A 16565-nucleotide genomic window follows, 5' to 3' on the forward strand; every position below is an offset into this window, starting at 1 on the left:
CCTCACGTTGTTGGTGCTTGAGCGCTTGCCGCGGGGGCGGTCATTCCGCCGCCTGTCGGCGCCAGCCGAGTTACCGGATCTGTCGAGATGAGTGCGTTCCTGGGTGCGAACGGTTCCCAGCACTGACACGCTGGTGCCGTGCGTTCTGATGGGGCAGTGCTGCCCGACCTCGTTGAGACGGTAGTGCTGCATCGGTTGCTGCTCGTCCGGTCCGACGACCTCCCAGACCTGGCGGCTCGGTGGCTCGCCTCCGACCTCGTGGACACCGAGTCGGTGCGGCTGCTCGCGGGCCACGACCCACACGACCCTTGGGCACTGGAGCAACTACTTGCTGATTGCGTCGCTGAGGCGCAGACCCAGGTTCCAAGCGACCCTGCCGCCGTGCAACAGATCGCTGTCGACTGGGTGAGCAGCACTTGGCGGCAGACACAAGAAACCCGTTGGGCGGTCACAATGCTGGCCCGTCTTGGCGAGACCGATCCCGAGTTCGACCTCGGGCTGTTCATCGGCCTCGACGACGAGTGGAGTGGCGGTTGGGGAAGGCTTGACGCTGGTCTGAAAGAGGCCGCGAAACAGGAACTCGGGCGGTTACTCCACGGTGACGACGGTGCACCGCAAACGCACTGACATGCCGCGATGAGGTGCGTCTTAGCACCGCCAGGCGGGCCCCGGTCTCAACCTGAGGGCAGATGGCTGAGCGCATTAGATCAGCGGCCGAGCACCCTCTACGGAGTGCGCGAACCTCAGTTGCGACCGCCGACAACTGCTCCCCCGGATCCAATTTCGACCGTCGCCGAGACTCGCCAGTCCGAGCGGTAGGGATCGCCCCTGAGGGCGATGCGGAGCCTCACGAGTCGCTTGTAGTGGGCAGTGATCTCAAGGTCACCCTCCAACGAGCGCACGCACGTGATCCCGTCCAACCTCGCCAGTCCGACGCCAGGCTCTCGAAGAACTCAGCGAGGTCGACGAAACCCAACGCGTACACGTGCCGTGACGCCGACATCGTCTCGGCGCGCAATTCACACAACAGCTCGTCCGGTCGCAAGGCCCCCTCCTCTGCGGTGAGGATGAGCTTCTCCGACCCGTATCCGATGTTCGCAGGAGGCACAGGAACAGCCTGGCACCGGCAACTCAACTGCGCCGGCAGTCCTGGAAGTCGACGTCTGCGTCGCCCACGGCCCAGTGTCCCAGACCTGCGTCCTACCGCCGCGAGCGCGGCGCAGCGCTTGGCAATGAGACAGCTCGGCTCGGCCGTGTCCTTCTAGGCGCCAGGCTTCTTCTTCGGCGCCGGGTACGGAGTCTTGCCCTGGACGAGGGCGTCGGCGAGCTGCTCGATGCGCCGGGCGCGGGTCTCAGGGCGCACCGCGGTCTGGACGCGGTACAGGAATGCGAAGCGGCTCCGGCCGTCCAGCGCGGCGTAGACGTCGGTAAGGTCGCGCGCGGCCAGGGCGGCGGCGAGGTCGTCGGGCACCACTGCGGTGGCCGGGCTGTCGTAGGCGGCGTCCCAGCGGCCGTCCGCCTTCGCCCTTTCCACCTCGGCTTGGCCGGCGGGGCGCACCCGCCCCTCGGCGGTGAGGCGTTGGATGCGCTCGCGGTTGATCTTCGACCAGACGCTCCTGGCGCGCCTCGGGGTGAACCGCTGCACGTACCACTCGTCGTCGACTCGCCGGGCGATGCCGTCGATCCAGCCGAAGCAGAGCGCAACGTCTACAGCCGTCGTCCAGTCGATAGACGTGACTCCGGAGCCCTTCTTCGCCATCCGCACCCACACGTGCGAGGCGGTCGACACGTTGTCGACGAGCCATGCCTCGAACGCCTTGTCGTCCTTGAAGAACACAGCGTCGGAGTGATCCATCGACATGGCGGCAGGCTAGCCTCGCGCACCGACAACCCGCCGCAAGGCGGCTTGAGTATGCGTCACTTCGCCGCAATCGACTACAACGTCTACCGCCGGACCACTCGGCGTCGAGGGGTTAGGCGTACAAGTGGCGAGAACACCGCGGGTGCGCATGACGGAACTCGGCGCCTGTTGGCGATCAGGCCTCTCGGCGCGTGTCGTCACCGAGAAGGGCGTCAACGACGACCTCGATGCTGCGGGGTGCCCGGCGCAGCATGCCGGTCAGCTCGTCGGGACTCTGGGTCAGTAGGCCGTGTCGGAACAGCGCGTGTAACTGACCAAGAGGCCCTGACTCGTCGTCTGCGACCTCTTGGTGAGTCACGGAGCGACCCAGGCGCGCAGCGAGGTGACGCGCGAGTTCGTCGTACGTCCACGGCGTGCCATTGAGCCTCCGGATCGATGACTGTGGGTCGACCGCGGTGACGGCAAGGCACGCAGCCTCGGCGAGGTCATCCCAGGACGCGGTCCTCACCGGGTGCCCGCCGGTCGACGAGGTGATAGATCCGCTCCGCACGGCCTCGTTGAGCGCGCGTCGCGCGAACGGCTCGCTGTAGAGGCCGTTTCGGAGAATCGTGGACGGAACGCTGCGTTCGAGCGCTTGCTCGGTCTCGAAATGCCCAGGGTCGTGCTCCGCACCGAGAGCGCTCGTGTAAACGACATGCTCGACGCCGGCACCGACGGCCTGCTCGATGACGTTGCGGTGCTGACGGACTCGAGCGGTCGGATCGAGGATCGGGCTGGACACAAGCACCAGTCGTGTCACGCCGCCCAGCGCGTGTCGAAGGCTTCCAAGGTCTTCGTAGTGGCCACGGACAATGCCCACGCCGAGATCCTCCAGGTGCGACGTTTCGGCACCTGGTCGAACCAGGGCAGTGATCGCCTCCACGGGGCTGATGCGAGTGAGCTGCCGCGTGATGCGGCTCCCGAGGTTCCCGGTCGCACCGGTGACGAGATAGGTGGTCATATGCAACTCCTGCCAAAGAAGAAGGGATGAAAGAGCGGCTCAGCGGCTCGGGGCAGTAGGCCGAGTGCCTCTTCTTCCGGGCAAGCAAAACGCGACGAACCGGATTCCGGTCGTCGGTCCACGACGCGGTGCCGCGTCAGCAAGTCAGTGCGAGCAAGTCGGGCATGACGCTAGCGGATCGACAGGGAGTGCTGCACCCGAGAAGGCCTGCTGCAGAATGGCGGGCATCTGGCCCGCCGGCGGATAGCCACGGTCCCCTTGCCGACGCTCGGATCCGCCGCGATGAGTGCGTCACTCCACCGCGAGTCGGCGCGGCATACCCCTAGTATCCCGGAGGCGACCAGCGCGGGTAGTGCGGCGCCGATCTCGTCGACCAGCCCGCATGAGCGTCGCTGGTCCCAGGGTGACCCCGGACAGGCCGTGGGCGACGAGGCCCTTCGACCCGGAGTTCATTGGTTTCGCCGGCACTGCGGAGCACCGTTTCGCGGCTCGGCGCAGATGGCGCTTCACGCCTGAACCGAGCGAATCCCCCAGGAGCCCTGCCAGGCTTTTCCGGGCTCCAGCTCGATGAGGTCCTCGCCGGTGCGGAAGGCGTCGGGCGGACAGGTCATGGGCTCGATGGCAACGGCTGTGCGGCGTCGGGTGGGCTCGGCCACCAGGTCGCCGGTATAGACCATCAGATAACGGTAGGCCTGATCGACCCACAACTCGACCGACCGCTCATGGGCCTGGTCGGTCAGTCGGGCAACCGAACGGCCGTCCGGTCCGACCGCGAGGTCACCGAACGCATGGTCCAACTCGATCGAGCCGATTCCGTGGGGCTCTTGGAAGTCATGGGAACCGGACGCCACCGCGCCGGGAATCATCAGGTCGAGCCCGTCGATGGTGGGCGTGCCCAGGGTGAGGTAGGGATGGAACCCGACCCCGAACGGCGCCGACTCGCGACTGAGGTTGACCGCCTGGAATGTCACCGTGAGACCGGCGTCGCCGAGGGCGTAAACAACCTGGAGGTCGAGGCGCCACTCGTAACCAGGCTGCGGGCGCAGCGCGCAAGCGAGTGCGGCCAAGGCAGGGGCTCGATCGACGAGGGTCCAGTCGAGCCAGCGCACCAGTCCGTGGATGGCATCGTGCCGCTCGACCTCGTTCAGCGGAGCTTGGCAGTCGCGGCCGCCGTACTGGTAACGACCGTCGGTCAGCCTGTTGGGCCAGGGCGCGAGCACCTGTCCCCGGCCATCGGTGGCGCGCTCGTCGAGGTCGAAGCCGTCGATTACGTCGTGACCCGCAACGGTGTAGCTGCGAAGGGTCGCACCCACCCGGGTGATGACCGCCCGTGAGTCGCCGTGGGTGATGACGTACTGGTCGCCTGACGGGGAGTGCTGCAGGCCCACGTCAGCTGAACTCACGCATCCGCTCGGCAGCGATGATGCGTCCCGCTGCCTCGATGAGCGCGAGGTGGGAGAACGCCTGCGGGAAGTTGCCGAGGTGTCGACCGGTCTCGACATCGAACTCCTCGGCGAACAGCCCGAGTGGCGACGCGACGCGGAGCAGACGCTCCATCAGGTCCCCGGCACGCTGCTCCTCGCCGATGATGGACAACGCGGACACCAGCCAGAACGAGCAGATGAGGAACGTTCCCTCCTTGCCGGACAGTCCGTCATCGGTCTCGTCGGTGCGGTAACGCAGCACGAAGCCGTCCTCGGTCAGCTCGTCGGCGATCGCGAGCACACTGGCGCGGAGCCGCTCGTCCCCGGGCGGAAGGAACCCGAACAGCGCAGCCAGCAGCGTCGAGGCGTCCAACGCGTCCGTCTCGTAGTGCTGACGTAAGACTCCACGCTCGTCGAGCCCGTGCGCCAGGATGTCCGCCTCGATCTCGTCGGCGGTCTCTCGCCAGGTTGCCGTGAGCTCTGCGTCGCCCCGAATCTCCGCCAGCTTCGACGCGCGGTCCAGGGCGACCCAGCCCATCAGTTTGGACGACACGTAGTGCTGGGGCTTGCCTCGTGCCTCCCAGATCCCCTGATCGGGTTCGCGCCATACCTCGGTTGCGCAGCGGGCCTGCGACTGGACAATGGGCCAGAGTCGACGGGGCAGGCGTTGGCTGCGGCGCGTGTGCAGGAGGATCGAGTCGAGAACCGCTCCGAACACGTCGTTCTGGAGTTGGTCGAACGCCCCGTTGCCGATCCGCACGGGCCGGGCACCCGCGTAGCCGGACAGGTCGTCACGGGTCGACTCCGTCAGATCCCGCCTGCCATCGATTCCGTACATGATCTGCAGCGCACCGGACTCGGTCGGCTCGAGGTCGGCGACGAACTGCATGAACTCGTCGGCCTCCCAGTCCAGGTTCAGGAAGTGCAGCGCCTGCATCGTGAACGTGGTGTCCCGCATCCAGGTGTAGCGGTAGTCCCAGTTCCGTTCGCCGCCCGGCGTCTCGGGCAGCGAGGTGGTGAGTGCGGCGACCGTGGCACCCGTCGGCATGTAGGTCAGGCCCTTGATGGTCAGGGCCGAGCGCTGGATCGGGTCGCGCCAGCGATGGTCGGGCATCCGTGCCCGTCCCAGCCAGGCGCGCCAGAAGCGGGTGGTGGCGTCTAGGCAGGCGTTTGCCTCGTTGACATCGGTCGGCGCAGCGAGCCCCTCCGCCCAGGACAGGGCGCAGAAGCACTCCTCGCCGGCCGAAAGCACATGCCTGGCGCGGACCCGGTTGCCTTCCACCCCGAGTGCGAGGTCGGTCTGCAGCCGCATGCTCTGGCCACCGGCGGTCGCGTCGGCGGCGTGCCGATTCCCGTCGACCAGGATCCAGTCAGCCGGCGTCCGCCCGTAGTCGAAGGCCGGTTCGCAGACGAGATCGATCTCGACGGTGCCCTCCAGGCAACGCGCCGTTCGCACCAGGAGGTGGTCGGCGTCGTCGTCCGCGGGCGGCCGGGTGTGCGGCGTCACCGTGTCCTCGGCCTTGCGTGGACCCATCGTCAGCGCGTCGCGGACCTCCACCCAGCCCGACGGCGTCTTCCACGTCGTGACGAGGACGTTCGTGCCGGGCTCGTACACCCGGCTGGTCGGGTGGTTGATGCCGAAGGGACCGAGTCTGAAGTGACCGGCCTGCCGATCGAGCAGGGTGCCGAACACGCTGGGCGAGTCGAAGGTGGGGAGGCAGAGCCATCCGACGCCGCCGTCGGGGGCGATCAGGGCGCCCGTGTGGCAGTCGGACAGGAAGGCGTAGTCGGCGATGGGCGGGAACGGGGAGGGGGCCGCGGCGCTCTGCGGCGTCTGGTCGTTCATGATGCGATCCACGGGTTGTGCCAGCCTCCGTAGTCGGCCGTGAGCCGGTCGGCTTCCGTCGGCCCCCAGGACCCCGGGGCGTACGCATGGACCGGCGGCGGTGCGTCGAGCAACGGCTGCATGATCCGCCAGGTCTCGTCCACCCCGTCCTGCCGGGTGAAGCGAGTGCTGTCTCCCCTCAGGGCCGCATGCAGGAGCACCTCGTACGGGGTGGCCCCTTCACCGCCCTGGTCGGCGAACTCCATGTCGAGGTCGATCCTTCCGACCGCGGAGATGTTGGTTCGTCGTGCGTCCAGGATCACTCTGATTCCGGTCGACGGGTCGAGCTTGACGACGATCTGGTTCGCCTCGGTCTGCGGACCCATGATCCCGAAGCCCAGCGGGGGTGGGCGCTTGAAGATGATCCGCAGCTCCGTCTGGGTGACGGGGAGTCGCTTCCCGGTCCGGATGAAGAACGGAACGCCTGCCCATCGCCAGTTCTCGATCTCGAGCTGCATTGCTGCGTAGGTCTCCGTGGCCGAGTCTGACGCCACCCCGTCGATGTCGCGGAACCCGTCGTACTGGCCTCTTACGTAGTGCGCTGGGTCGGCCTCGACGACGGCGTTGAACAGGGATACCTGGGCATCTTTGATGGATTTCAGGTCGCCGCGAGACGGTGCCTCCATTGCGGCGGCCGACACGACCTGCATCAGGTGGTTGACCACCACGTCGCGCATCGCGCCGACGGGATCGTAGAAGTGGCCGCGGTCCTCGACCCCGAAGCTCTCGGACATGTTGATCTGCACGCAGGAGACGTAGTTGCGGTTCCAGACAGGCTCGAGGATGGTGTTGGCGAAGCGCAGGTGCAGGATCTCGTCGATCCCCATCTTTCCGAGGTAGTGGTCGATGCGGAACAGCTGAGACTCGTCGATGTACTGGTGTAGCTCTTCCGCGAGCTCGCCCGCGGAGGTCTGGTCGTGTCCGAACGGCTTCTCCACGACCACGCGAGCCGACCGGGTCAGGTCGACGTCGGCCAGTCCGTGGACCACCCTGCCGAACAGGAACGGCGGTATCTCCAGGTAGAAGACGGGGCACTGCGCGCCCTTGATCGCGTCCGCGACCCGCTGGTAGGTGTCGGGGGCGGTGAAGTCGCCGTGGACGTAGGACAGCCTCGCGGTGAACCGGTCGAACACGTCGAGGTCGATGGTCTCTCCCGTGCCCTCGATCGACGTCCGGGCGCGCTCGACGAGCTGGTCTGGTGTCCAGTCGTCGACGGCGACGCCCACGATCGGACAGTCGAGCAGCCCGCGTGCCTCGAGGCGGTACAGGGATCGAAACGTCATCACCTTCGCCAGGTCGCCGGTGATCCCGAAGATCACGAGGACGTCCGCCGGGCGCTGCGCGGAGCTCTGTGTCTGTGCCACCGTCACCCTCCTCCACTTTGGTCCTGATCGACACAACACCTGGTTCCCGGCCGTGTCCACCCCCGTTCCGGATGATCCTGGCGTTGGGAAACACCGTCCGGTTTGGGTGTGGACGATCGCGCCTCACCGGAGGATGGTCGGAGGTTGGAGCGTTCGCCGCGGGTGGCCCCAGTTCGCCCGTCGACCCCGGAGGGTTCAGCCATGGCAGATGACCAGCACTACGACGTCGTGATCATCGGAACCGGAGCCGGAGGGGGCACGCTCGGGCACCGGCTGGCGATGAGCGGCGCGAAGGTGCTCTGGCTGGAACGAGGAGACTTCCTGCCCAGGGAGCGCGACAACTGGGAGACCCAGGCGGTGTTCGTCCGCGGCAAGTACCTCGCACCAGAGGTCTGGTACGACTCCCACGGTCGCGACTTCCAGCCGGAGGTCAACTACTACGTCGGAGGCAACACCAAGTTCTACGGAGCAGCCCTGTTCCGGTTACGACCCGAGGACTTCGGCGAGCTGCGGCACCACGGCGGCATCTCCCCAGCCTGGCCGATCTCCTACGACGACCTCGAGCCCTATTACACGCAGGCCGAACACCTCTACCTCGTGCACGGCGAGCACGGCGAGGACCCGAGCGAAGGCCACGCCAGCGCGCAGTACGCCCATCCCCCGGTGTCCCACGAACCCCGCATCCAGCAGCTCAGCGACGACCTGGAGAAGCTCGGGCTCCACCCGTTCCATCTGCCGATCGGGGTGAACCTCCAGGAAGCGCAGCCGGGCCTCGCGGCGCGGGCCAGCGTGTGCATCCGCTGCGACCGCGTCGACGGCTTCCCGTGCCTGCTGGACGGCAAGTCGGATGCCCAGGTCATCTGCGTCGATCCGGTACTGTCGCGCGACAACGTCACCCTCGTGACCGGCGCCCACGTCCAGCGCCTCGATACCGACGCGACCGGGCGCACCGTCACCGGAGTCGTCACGGCCCTGGCCGACGGGTCTGTCACGACGTTCACCGGTGACATCGTGGTCGTCGCCTGCGGGGCGGTGAACTCCGCCGCGCTGCTCCTGAGATCGGCCAGCGATCACCACCCGGACGGGCTGGCCAACAGCTCAGGAGTCGTGGGGCGGCACTACATGCGACACAACAACATCGCCCTGATGGCGGTGTCGCGCGAGCCCAACCCCACCCGGTTCCAGAAGACCCTGGCGATGAACGACTGGTACCTGGGTGCCGACGACTGGGAGTTCCCCCTGGGTGGGATGCAGATGCTGGGCAAGTCCGACGACGCGGAGATCCACGCGCAAGCTCCCCGATGGGCCGGCCGGATCTCGCCGGACCTGCCGTTCGAGGTGCTGGCGCACCACGCGGTCGACTTCTGGCTCTGCGGGGAGGACCTGCCCCTACCCGACAGCCGGGTGACCGTAGACCGGGACGGCGCGATCCACCTCAGCATCGACGAGCAGACCAACGTCGAGGGAGTCAAGCGCCTGCGTCACAAGCTCGACGGCATGCTCGACCAGCTGGGAATGCACCAGCACCACCTGCTGGACCGCAGCCTCTACCTGCACAAGAGCATGCCCATCGGCGCCACCGCGCACCAGGCCGGGACCGTCAGGTTCGGCCGCGACCCCGCCTCGAGCGCTCTGGACGCGAACTGCAAGGCCCACGACCTGGACAACCTCTACGTCGTGGACACCAGCTTCTTCCCCAGCATCGGAGCCGTGAACCCGTCGCTGACCGCCATCGCCAACGCCCTGCGGGTCGGCGACCACCTGACCGAACGCCTCGGCTGAGGCCGCTGGAGATGGCCGACACAGCAGTTCACCGGGTTGTCATCGTCGGAGGCGGCTTCGCCGGACTGTTCGCGGCCAAGTTCCTCCGGCGGGCCCCCGTCGACGTCACCTTGGTCGACGCCAGGAACTACCACCTCTTCCAGCCGCTGCTCTACCAGCTGGCGACCGGGATCCTATCGGCGGGAGAGGTGGCACCGCCGATCCGCGACATCCTGCGCCGCCACTCCAACGTGAGCGTGGAGATGGCCACGGTGCAGGAGTTCGACCTTGAGGCACGCACCGTGACGGCTCGGCGACCCGACGACACCGTGGCCGTCTACGGGTACGACAGCCTGATCGTCGCTGCGGGCGCGGCTCAGTCGTACTTCGGGCACGACGAGTTCGCTCGATTCGCGCCGGGGATGAAGACGATCGACGACGCCTTGGAGTTGCGCGGCCGGATCTTCGGTGCGTTCGAGATGGCGGAGAGCGAGGAGGACCCGGAGGCGCGTCGCGCGTGGCTCACGTTCGTGGTGATCGGAGGCGGCCCGACCGGAGTCGAGGTCGCCGGACAGATCGCTGAGCTGTCTCGCACCGGCCTCAAGGGAAACTTCCGTCGCATCGACCCGGCCGACGCCCAGGTCTTGCTCGTCGACGGCGGCAAGGAGATCCTCGCGACGTTCGGCGACCGGCTCTCGGAGAAGGCGGCCAACGAACTGCGGCGCCTCGGCGTGACAATTCGGACCGGGTCGATCGTCACCGGCGTCGACCCGTTCGGAGTAGACGTACGGACCGCGGACGGGTCGACCGAGCGAGTCGTCTGTCGGACGAAGATCTGGGCCGCAGGCGTCCAGGCGTCCCCTCTGGCCGGCCTGCTCGCCGAAGCCAGCGGTGCGACGTGTGATCGCGCCGGTCGAATCGCCGTCCTCGACGACTGCACGCTTCCCGGCCATCCGGAGGTGTTCGCGGTCGGCGACATGATGGCGCTCGACAACCTGCCCGGGGTCGCGGAGGTGGCGATGCAGTCGGGGATCCACGCCGCCAACACGATCAAACGCCGGCTGCACGGCAAGGCGGCGGCGACGTTCACCTATCGGGACCTCGGCAGCATGGCGACCATCTCCCGCTTCCACGCCGTGGTGAGCTTCAGGAAGGTGCGGCTGTCCGGGTTCCTCGGCTGGTTGATGTGGCTCGCCGTGCACATCACCTTCCTGACCGGTTTCAAGAACCGGCTCGCCGCGATGTTCCACTGGACCGGGACCTTCGCGTCCGGCGGCCGCGCGGAGCGGACCATCACCGTGCGTCAGACGGTCGGTCGAGTCGTCCTCGAGCAGGCCGGCGAAGGCGACATCGCCCGGGTGGTCCCGTCGTACACGCACCCCGACAACGCCGATGACGCGCCCGCGTCGGACGAGGCCTGAGCCATGGTGTCTGATGCCCTGGCCGTGGTCCTGGCCGTGGACCCCGTGCCTTGGGCGCGGGCGCAGATGGCCTTCACGCTGGCGTTCCACATCATCCTGGTGCCACTCGGGGTGTCCTGGTCGGTGATGACTCTCATCGCCAACTACCACGGCATCAAGCACAAGGACCGGGACGCGATGCTCCTGGCTCAACGCTGGTCGAAGTACATGGCCGTCACGTTCGCGGTCGGGGCCGTGACCGGGACCGTGCTCTCCTTCGAGTTCGGACTGCTGTGGCCCAAGTTCATGGGCCAGTGGGGCGCAGCGTTCGGAGTCCCGTTCGCGTTCGAGGGGATCTTCTTCTTCGCCGAAGCGGTCTTCATCTCGATCTACATCTTCGGGTGGCGTCGTCTGAAGCCTTGGGCCCACTTCTGGTCCGGCGTCCCCATCGCTGTCGCGGGCATCTTCGGCAGCATCTCGGTGGTGTCGGCCAACGCCTGGATGAACTCCCCCCAGGGCGTCACCCTCGACTCGTCCGGGAACGTCACCGACGTCGACCCGATGGGCGTGATCTTCAACGACGCCATGCCGCTGATGGCGGCACACATGGTCGTGGCGGCATACCTGGTGGGCGGCTTCATGGTGGCGTCGGTCTACGCCGTCGGGATGCTGAAGGGACGCACCGACCACTACCACCGGACCGGCTTCATCATCGCCTTCACCGTCGCCGCCATCGCAACACCCGTGCAGATGGGCGTGGGGGACGGGCTGGCGCGCTGGGTCTACAACAACCAGCCCACCAAGTTCGCCGCGATCGAGATGGTCCCCAAGACGAGCGACGACGTGCCGGAAGTGCTGCTCGGGCACCTCAACTCCGAGGGCGAGGTGGAGGGTGGCATCCCGATCCCAGGCCTCGCGTCGTGGTTGTCCGACCCGAGCTCTGGCACCTCGACCGTCGTTCAAGGCCTGGAGGAGACCCCCGCGGACGAGCGACCGACGAACCACGAGGTCAACGTCGTGCACCTGGCATGGGACGTCATGGTCGGCATCGGAACCCTGCTGTTCCTGCTGACCCTGTGGTGGTGGGCCGCCTGGCTCTTCCGACGAGACATGCCCCAGAGCAAGTGGTTCCTCCGAGCCGCAGCGGCGTCCGGAGTGCTCGGCGTGATCTGCATGGAGGCGGGCTGGACCGTGAGCGAGATCGGCCGCCAGCCGTGGATCGTCTACGAGAAGATGAAGGTCGAGGAAGCCGCCACCGCCAACACCGGCATCTGGGTCACCTTCATCGGCGTGGTGCTCCTGTACGTCGGACTGGGCGTGACCACCGTCCTGGTGCTGCGCATGATGAGCCGCCGGTACCGCGAGGGCAGCCGCGTCACCGAGGGCGACGTTCCCTACGGGCCGAGTGAGCAGGAGGTCTCCTCTGGAGCCGACGACCGAACGGCGCTCCGCTGATGGCCACCACTGCTGCCGTCATCCTGTTCGTCGCGATCACCTTGTATGCGATCTTCGGAGGCGCCGACTTCGGCGCCGGGCTCTGGGACCTCGTCGCCGGTGGGACCCGGCGAGGCGAACGGCCTCGAGAGGTCATCGACCACTCGATCGCCCCGGTGTGGGAGGCCAACCACGTCTGGCTGATCTTCGTGTTCGTTTTGCTGTGGACCTGCTTTCCGGAGGCCTACGCCTCGATCACGCTCACCCTCTTCGTCCCGTTGACGCTGGCCGCTCTGGGCATCGTGCTGCGAGGAGCGAGCTTCGCCTTCCGAAAGGCCGTGTTCCGCACTCGGGACAAGCGCAATTTCGGTGCGGCCTTCGCCGTCTCCTCGGTCCTGGTGCCCTATTGCTTGGGCGCGGTTGTCGGCGGCATCGCCTCCGGGCGGGTACCTGCCGGGGGCAAGGCGGGTGATCCATGGGACAGCTGGGTCAACCCCACCTCCGTCCTCGGCGGTGTGCTGGCCGTGTGCGTCACGGCGTACCTCGCCGCGTTCTTCCTAGTCATCGACGCCCAGCGGCTCTCGGACGAGGCGATGGTGACCTACTTCAGGCGTCGGGCGACGGCAGCCGCAGTGGCCGCCGGACTCGTGTCGGCGGGCGGAATCCTCGTGCTCACACAGGACGCGGAGTACCTCTTCGATGGACTCACCTCGAGAGCGCTCCCGCTCGTGATCCTCGCCGCCATCTGTGGCCTGGCAGCCCTGTTGCTGCTCACCCGGCGGGCCCGGCACGGCGCGCGCCTGGCCGCAGTCGGGGCTGTGGCCAGCGTCGTCCTTGCCTGGGCCGCGGCGCAGTGGGACTACCTGCTCCCCACGTCCCTGACCGTCTCTGCGGCGGCGGCCCCCTCGGGCACCATCGCCGCCGTACTGGTCGCCACGGGACTGGCTGTCGTCCTGATCGTGCCCGCCTTCGTCCTGCTCTACGTGCTTGACCAGAAGACGCTGCTGCCCGACGAAGGGATGCCCGAGCCTCCGGCCGATGGACCGGACCCACACGTCACGGGCGGCTCAAGCGTTCGTTCGACGTAGCGAGGTCAGCGGTCTTGACCCGCACCGACACTGCGCTCGGACGCTTTGCGCAGCTACAGGTAGACCTCTTTCGACGCGCATACACCTGCGCATCTCGCCGGCCTCCGTGACGGCCTGACGGCCCTGCGTGGCCGACTCGCCGAGGTCGGAAAGGAATAGCTGTAACCGACCCAGCCAGGCGGTGCCGCATGCGAGTCCAGAATGCGGACTTGCCGCAACCGTCGCGTTTGCAAGGTGCGTCTATCCGCCGCGTCACGGCGCCCAACGATGACGCACGTCCTCCGACGTCCGAGATCAAGAGGAAGCGATCCGAACGTTCGAGACGCTCTTATCTAGAACTGCGACCGACACCGGTCGTGCTGACCACAATGCACACGTGACTATGTATCTGGGTGAGCAGGCGCTGCGGGTTGTTGCTGGTCCGACCAGGGTCGGCTATCTCGTGACCGCGGGCGATCAGGACCAGTTCGAACGAGCCGTAGCGATGGCAAGCGAGCGTTGGGGTGGAGCGGGCGAACCGATTATTCAGGTGGACCCCGGCGGCACTGTTTCGGATTGGGGCCAGCAACTTCTACAGGTTCTTGACGTCGCCGGACTGGTCAACGTCGGCTGCAAGAGCTCGGATGCCCAACAGGTCGCCTCAACGGCGGGCTTGCTGGTACGCGAAGAACAAGCGTTTGCCCGACGCGATCTTCCTCGCGCTCCGACCTGGCGAACCGGTTTTGCCCAGGGCTGGGACCCCGTATCTGCCCGCCCACACGGTCCGTTGTGGGAGAAGGTTGCTGCTGGCCTTCTTGTCGGCGACGAGTCCGCTCGGGCTGCTACCGAAGACAGAGCCGGCGCCGCTGCCGCGTGGGGTAGAACTGTGCTCGATGCTGGTCTGGCCGGGCTCGCTGAGTGCAGCGGTCGCTCCGCCATACCGATCGGCCCGGCCGTCATCTGGCTCACCGACCCAGACTCGTTTGAGGACGCTGCCGCATTTTGGAACATTCGAGCGCTTCGGCAGGTGCGTTTCCCCTCGCGGATGGTGCTCCTTCCGGTGAGAGCCCTGACCGACTGGATCGGGATGGAGGAGATCCTTCGCGACGTCGTCCGGCGATCGCAGATCGGATGCGCCCCGGACGTTGTGTTGTGTTCATCCTCCATCGATGAAGCGACGTTGGCCGGCGTCGCGGAGACCCTTGGTCTTGTTCCTGAACGCGGCGCCAAGCTCAAGTTCTCCCACTCCGCCTTGCCCGTCTTTGAACCGGGCGATCCCACGTACTTGGTGAACGTTGACCCTGCCCAATGGCTGACCCTAGAACGCATCGTCGGTGTCGAGGACCGCTTCCGCGTCCAAGTTTTTCGCGAGAACACGACATTGCCGGTGCTCCCAGCAAAGCTCGCCCAGATGGGTACGGCGCTCAACCGATTCAGGTTCAGATTCGATGGCGGCTTTATCGACCAACTGCCGCGACGACCACCAGTCGCGGCGGCAGTGAATCCCCAGTGCGCATGGCGAGGCGAGATGCTTGAGTGCGAGGTGGTGCCGACCGTCGGCAGTGCCATGTCCATCAAGGCGCCGTCGAGCGAAAACGTGCTAGCTCTGCTGACAGAGCACGCCTCCGGTGCATTGAAGCTCAGCGACAAGGGCCGCCTGGCCAACGCACTGCTCAACGCTTGCGACACCACTGTTCTCGACAACCGCTCGACCCTGGCAGCCATCACTGCGCTGACGACCCGTCGACCTGGGAGTTGGAAGAAGGTCGTGCGGGAACTGTTGGAACAACACGGCCCAGATGAAGCCGCGGAGCGCATGTTGGAAGACCTCGCCGGACTGGGGGGTCGCATCAATCGGAGTTACAGGTCCGCGCTGCGACTGGGAGCGGACCATGTCACCGCGGAAGAGCGAGTACCGGTCCTCGAGCGGCTCGCAACAACGGGCTGGGTTGAGCGTGGCGTCGAGGTCGTGTGCGACCGATGCTCGATCAACTACTTCGTCACGCTCGAGAGCCTAACCGCGGGCACTCAGTGCCCAGGATGCGGCGCGAGCGCACGAGTAACAACCACAGGACATGGCGTCGAGTGCTTCTACCGGCTGGACGCGTTCGCGGACCGATGCAGCGACCAAGGCGTGGTCGCTCATGCAGCAATCGGTGAAGTATTAACCCGGGACGCATCGTTTTCAGCACTCCATCTGAGGGTGGACGTCACCTGGCCCGACGGGACCCCCGAGGAGGTCGATCTATTCGGTTTCCTCGATGCATCCGTTGTTGCAGGCGAGGTGAAGTCCTCAGCAGCCAGTTTCACGCAGGACCAGATCGAGCGGGACGTGGCGCTGAGCGTGAGGCTCAACGCGGATGTGCACGTTATGGCATGCATCGAGCCCCTGGACCAAGAAGCCCTGCGAATACTGGCAGAGGTCTGCAAGGTGCGGAACGTGGCCTTCACGGTCGTGCAGCCTGACAATGCGGGCGAACTTGTCGTTTCCTAAGGATCTACGTGCGAGGTGATCCGATTCGCGAACGCCTCTGCTGCATGATCCGGTGACAGACCCGAGATGGCGGTGCAGCGGCTCCGGACGGACGACGACACCTGCGTCACACCACCGCGACAGGGGTCGCGCACTGCCGCGGTGTCGCGTCGCTGCGAAATAGACGCTGAGCCTGTGCAGAAGATGCCCCGCATCGCCCTGGCGTCGGTCCTGCTCAGGCGCGTTCAGGCCAAGGCCACTGAACCGTCATTGACCCTCCCACGTCGACGGCACGCCATTGGCCGGACAGTGCGTCGAGACGCTCGAAAACCCGAGCCAGGTCGGTATCGCTGAGGTCAGTCGGGGGAAGGTCCTGGCGCACGTAGTTACTGTCGGGAAGGTGGCCACTGTGCCGCAGCCAGCGCGGGTACACCTGAGCAGCAAGGGTTTCAGATCGCCCCATCTCGGTTCCGGTGGACCTGTTGCGCCGCTCAACGTGGCGCGCCCACGCCTTGGTGCGTAGTTCCTCGGTCGGAACGAAGGTGCCGGCGTTGCCGCCCGCAGCGAGCTGGCCGAAGATCGCGTCCCGAAGGCCAAACTCCTCCTCAACCACCATGTGCACGAGGTCATGAGGAATCAGGTCGGAGTAGCCGGGTGCCGGGCCCATTCGGAGGTCGCCGTGCTCGCTGCGGAGCACAGCGACCGCATACCGCCGTTGCCCAGTGCGCTCGAACTTTACCTGCATGTCGGCGAACGTAGCTCCCCACTCTCGTCCGTCTCGACCGATTTTCCCACGGCCCGACAGAAGGCAGATGGCCAGCGAGCCCTGTGTCATATCGGCTCCCTTCTGTTGTCAACCGGTCGCTTTGAGGTCTGTCCTTGCTCGGGTCTTCCGG

General features: G+C 66.7%; 13 protein-coding genes. 6 read left to right on the forward strand and 7 right to left on the reverse strand.

Annotation, left to right across the window (positions count from 1 at the left end):
* Positions 1 to 156 precede the first annotated feature (156 nt).
* The gene (locus ABEA33_RS16735; RefSeq protein ID WP_345528008.1) at positions 157 to 627 is read left to right on the forward strand and encodes a hypothetical protein; all 471 of its coding nucleotides are present in this window, start codon (positions 157 to 159) and stop codon (positions 625 to 627) included.
* 220 nt (positions 628 to 847) lie between these two features.
* Here ABEA33_RS16735 and ABEA33_RS27510 read toward each other — a convergent pair whose 3' ends face one another.
* The 6 genes from ABEA33_RS27510 to zwf all read right to left on the reverse strand — a co-directional run bounded on the left by ABEA33_RS27510 (position 848) and on the right by zwf (position 7534).
* Positions 848 to 1108 (reverse strand): DUF6228 family protein, encoded by a 261-nt coding sequence (locus ABEA33_RS27510; protein ID WP_425577443.1) that lies wholly within the window; start codon positions 1106 to 1108, stop codon positions 848 to 850.
* A 153-nt stretch (positions 1109 to 1261) separates the two neighbouring features.
* On the reverse strand, positions 1262 to 1861 hold the full coding sequence (locus ABEA33_RS16740) for a YdeI/OmpD-associated family protein (RefSeq protein ID WP_345528010.1): 600 nt from the start codon (positions 1859 to 1861) through the stop codon (positions 1262 to 1264).
* A gap of 175 nt (positions 1862 to 2036) precedes the next feature.
* Positions 2037 to 2861 carry an NAD(P)H-binding protein gene (locus ABEA33_RS16745; RefSeq protein ID WP_345528012.1) on the reverse strand — a complete coding sequence of 275 codons (825 nt, stop codon included), beginning with the start codon at positions 2859 to 2861 and terminating at the stop codon, positions 2037 to 2039.
* 506 nt (positions 2862 to 3367) lie between these two features.
* The gene (locus ABEA33_RS16750; protein ID WP_345528013.1) at positions 3368 to 4249 is read right to left on the reverse strand and encodes an aldose 1-epimerase family protein; all 882 of its coding nucleotides are present in this window, start codon (positions 4247 to 4249) and stop codon (positions 3368 to 3370) included.
* Position 4250: 1 nt separating this feature from the next.
* Positions 4251 to 6131: a glycoside hydrolase family 15 protein gene (locus ABEA33_RS16755; RefSeq protein ID WP_345528014.1), complete on the reverse strand. Its 1881-nt coding sequence runs from the start codon at positions 6129 to 6131 to the stop codon at positions 4251 to 4253.
* Entirely contained in the window at positions 6128 to 7534 is a 1407-nt protein-coding gene (gene zwf, locus ABEA33_RS16760; RefSeq protein WP_345528015.1) for a glucose-6-phosphate dehydrogenase, read from the reverse strand. The genes ABEA33_RS16755 and zwf overlap by 4 nt, the downstream gene beginning before the upstream one ends.
* Positions 7535 to 7735: 201 nt before the next feature.
* On the opposite strand from zwf, the gene ABEA33_RS16765 reads away from it, so the two are divergent.
* The 5 genes from ABEA33_RS16765 to ABEA33_RS16785 all read left to right on the forward strand — a co-directional run bounded on the left by ABEA33_RS16765 (position 7736) and on the right by ABEA33_RS16785 (position 15690).
* Positions 7736 to 9316 (forward strand): GMC oxidoreductase, encoded by a 1581-nt coding sequence (locus ABEA33_RS16765; RefSeq protein ID WP_345528016.1) that lies wholly within the window; start codon positions 7736 to 7738, stop codon positions 9314 to 9316.
* 11 nt (positions 9317 to 9327) lie between these two features.
* On the forward strand, positions 9328 to 10716 hold the full coding sequence (locus tag ABEA33_RS16770; RefSeq protein ID WP_345528017.1) for an NAD(P)/FAD-dependent oxidoreductase: 1389 nt from the start codon (positions 9328 to 9330) through the stop codon (positions 10714 to 10716).
* A gap of 3 nt (positions 10717 to 10719) precedes the next feature.
* The gene (locus ABEA33_RS16775) at positions 10720 to 12150 is read left to right on the forward strand and encodes a cytochrome ubiquinol oxidase subunit I (RefSeq protein WP_345528018.1); all 1431 of its coding nucleotides are present in this window, start codon (positions 10720 to 10722) and stop codon (positions 12148 to 12150) included.
* The gene (locus ABEA33_RS16780; protein ID WP_345528019.1) at positions 12150 to 13217 is read left to right on the forward strand and encodes a cytochrome d ubiquinol oxidase subunit II; all 1068 of its coding nucleotides are present in this window, start codon (positions 12150 to 12152) and stop codon (positions 13215 to 13217) included. Before ABEA33_RS16775 ends, ABEA33_RS16780 begins: the two co-directional genes overlap by 1 nt.
* Positions 13218 to 13593: 376 nt before the next feature.
* Positions 13594 to 15690: a hypothetical protein gene (locus ABEA33_RS16785; protein ID WP_345528020.1), complete on the forward strand. Its 2097-nt coding sequence runs from the start codon at positions 13594 to 13596 to the stop codon at positions 15688 to 15690.
* Positions 15691 to 15904: 214 nt separating this feature from the next.
* Here ABEA33_RS16785 and ABEA33_RS16790 read toward each other — a convergent pair whose 3' ends face one another.
* A complete protein-coding gene (locus ABEA33_RS16790) occupies positions 15905 to 16414 on the reverse strand; it encodes a hypothetical protein (RefSeq protein WP_345528021.1) in 510 nt (169 codons plus the stop codon).
* Between the last annotated feature and the right edge of the window lie 151 nt (positions 16415 to 16565).

This window comes from Nocardioides endophyticus (assembly GCF_039543845.1).
Lineage (GTDB): Bacteria > Actinomycetota > Actinomycetes > Propionibacteriales > Nocardioidaceae > Nocardioides > Nocardioides endophyticus.

Excerpts from the sequence above, each read along its gene's own strand:
- ABEA33_RS16740 (WP_345528010.1), bottom strand. The coding sequence starts at position 1,861 with ATGTCGATGGATCACTCCGACGCTGTGTTCTTCAAGGACGACAAGGCG.
- ABEA33_RS16745 (WP_345528012.1), bottom strand. The coding sequence starts at position 2,861 with ATGACCACCTATCTCGTCACCGGTGCGACCGGGAACCTCGGGAGCCGC.
- ABEA33_RS16755 (WP_345528014.1), bottom strand. The coding sequence starts at position 6,131 with ATGAACGACCAGACGCCGCAGAGCGCCGCGGCCCCCTCCCCGTTCCCG.
- ABEA33_RS16765 (WP_345528016.1), top strand. The coding sequence starts at position 7,736 with ATGGCAGATGACCAGCACTACGACGTCGTGATCATCGGAACCGGAGCC.
- ABEA33_RS16770 (WP_345528017.1), top strand. The coding sequence starts at position 9,328 with ATGGCCGACACAGCAGTTCACCGGGTTGTCATCGTCGGAGGCGGCTTC.
- ABEA33_RS16775 (WP_345528018.1), top strand. The coding sequence starts at position 10,720 with ATGGTGTCTGATGCCCTGGCCGTGGTCCTGGCCGTGGACCCCGTGCCT.
- ABEA33_RS16780 (WP_345528019.1), top strand. The coding sequence starts at position 12,150 with ATGGCCACCACTGCTGCCGTCATCCTGTTCGTCGCGATCACCTTGTAT.
- ABEA33_RS16790 (WP_345528021.1), bottom strand. The coding sequence starts at position 16,414 with ATGCAGGTAAAGTTCGAGCGCACTGGGCAACGGCGGTATGCGGTCGCT.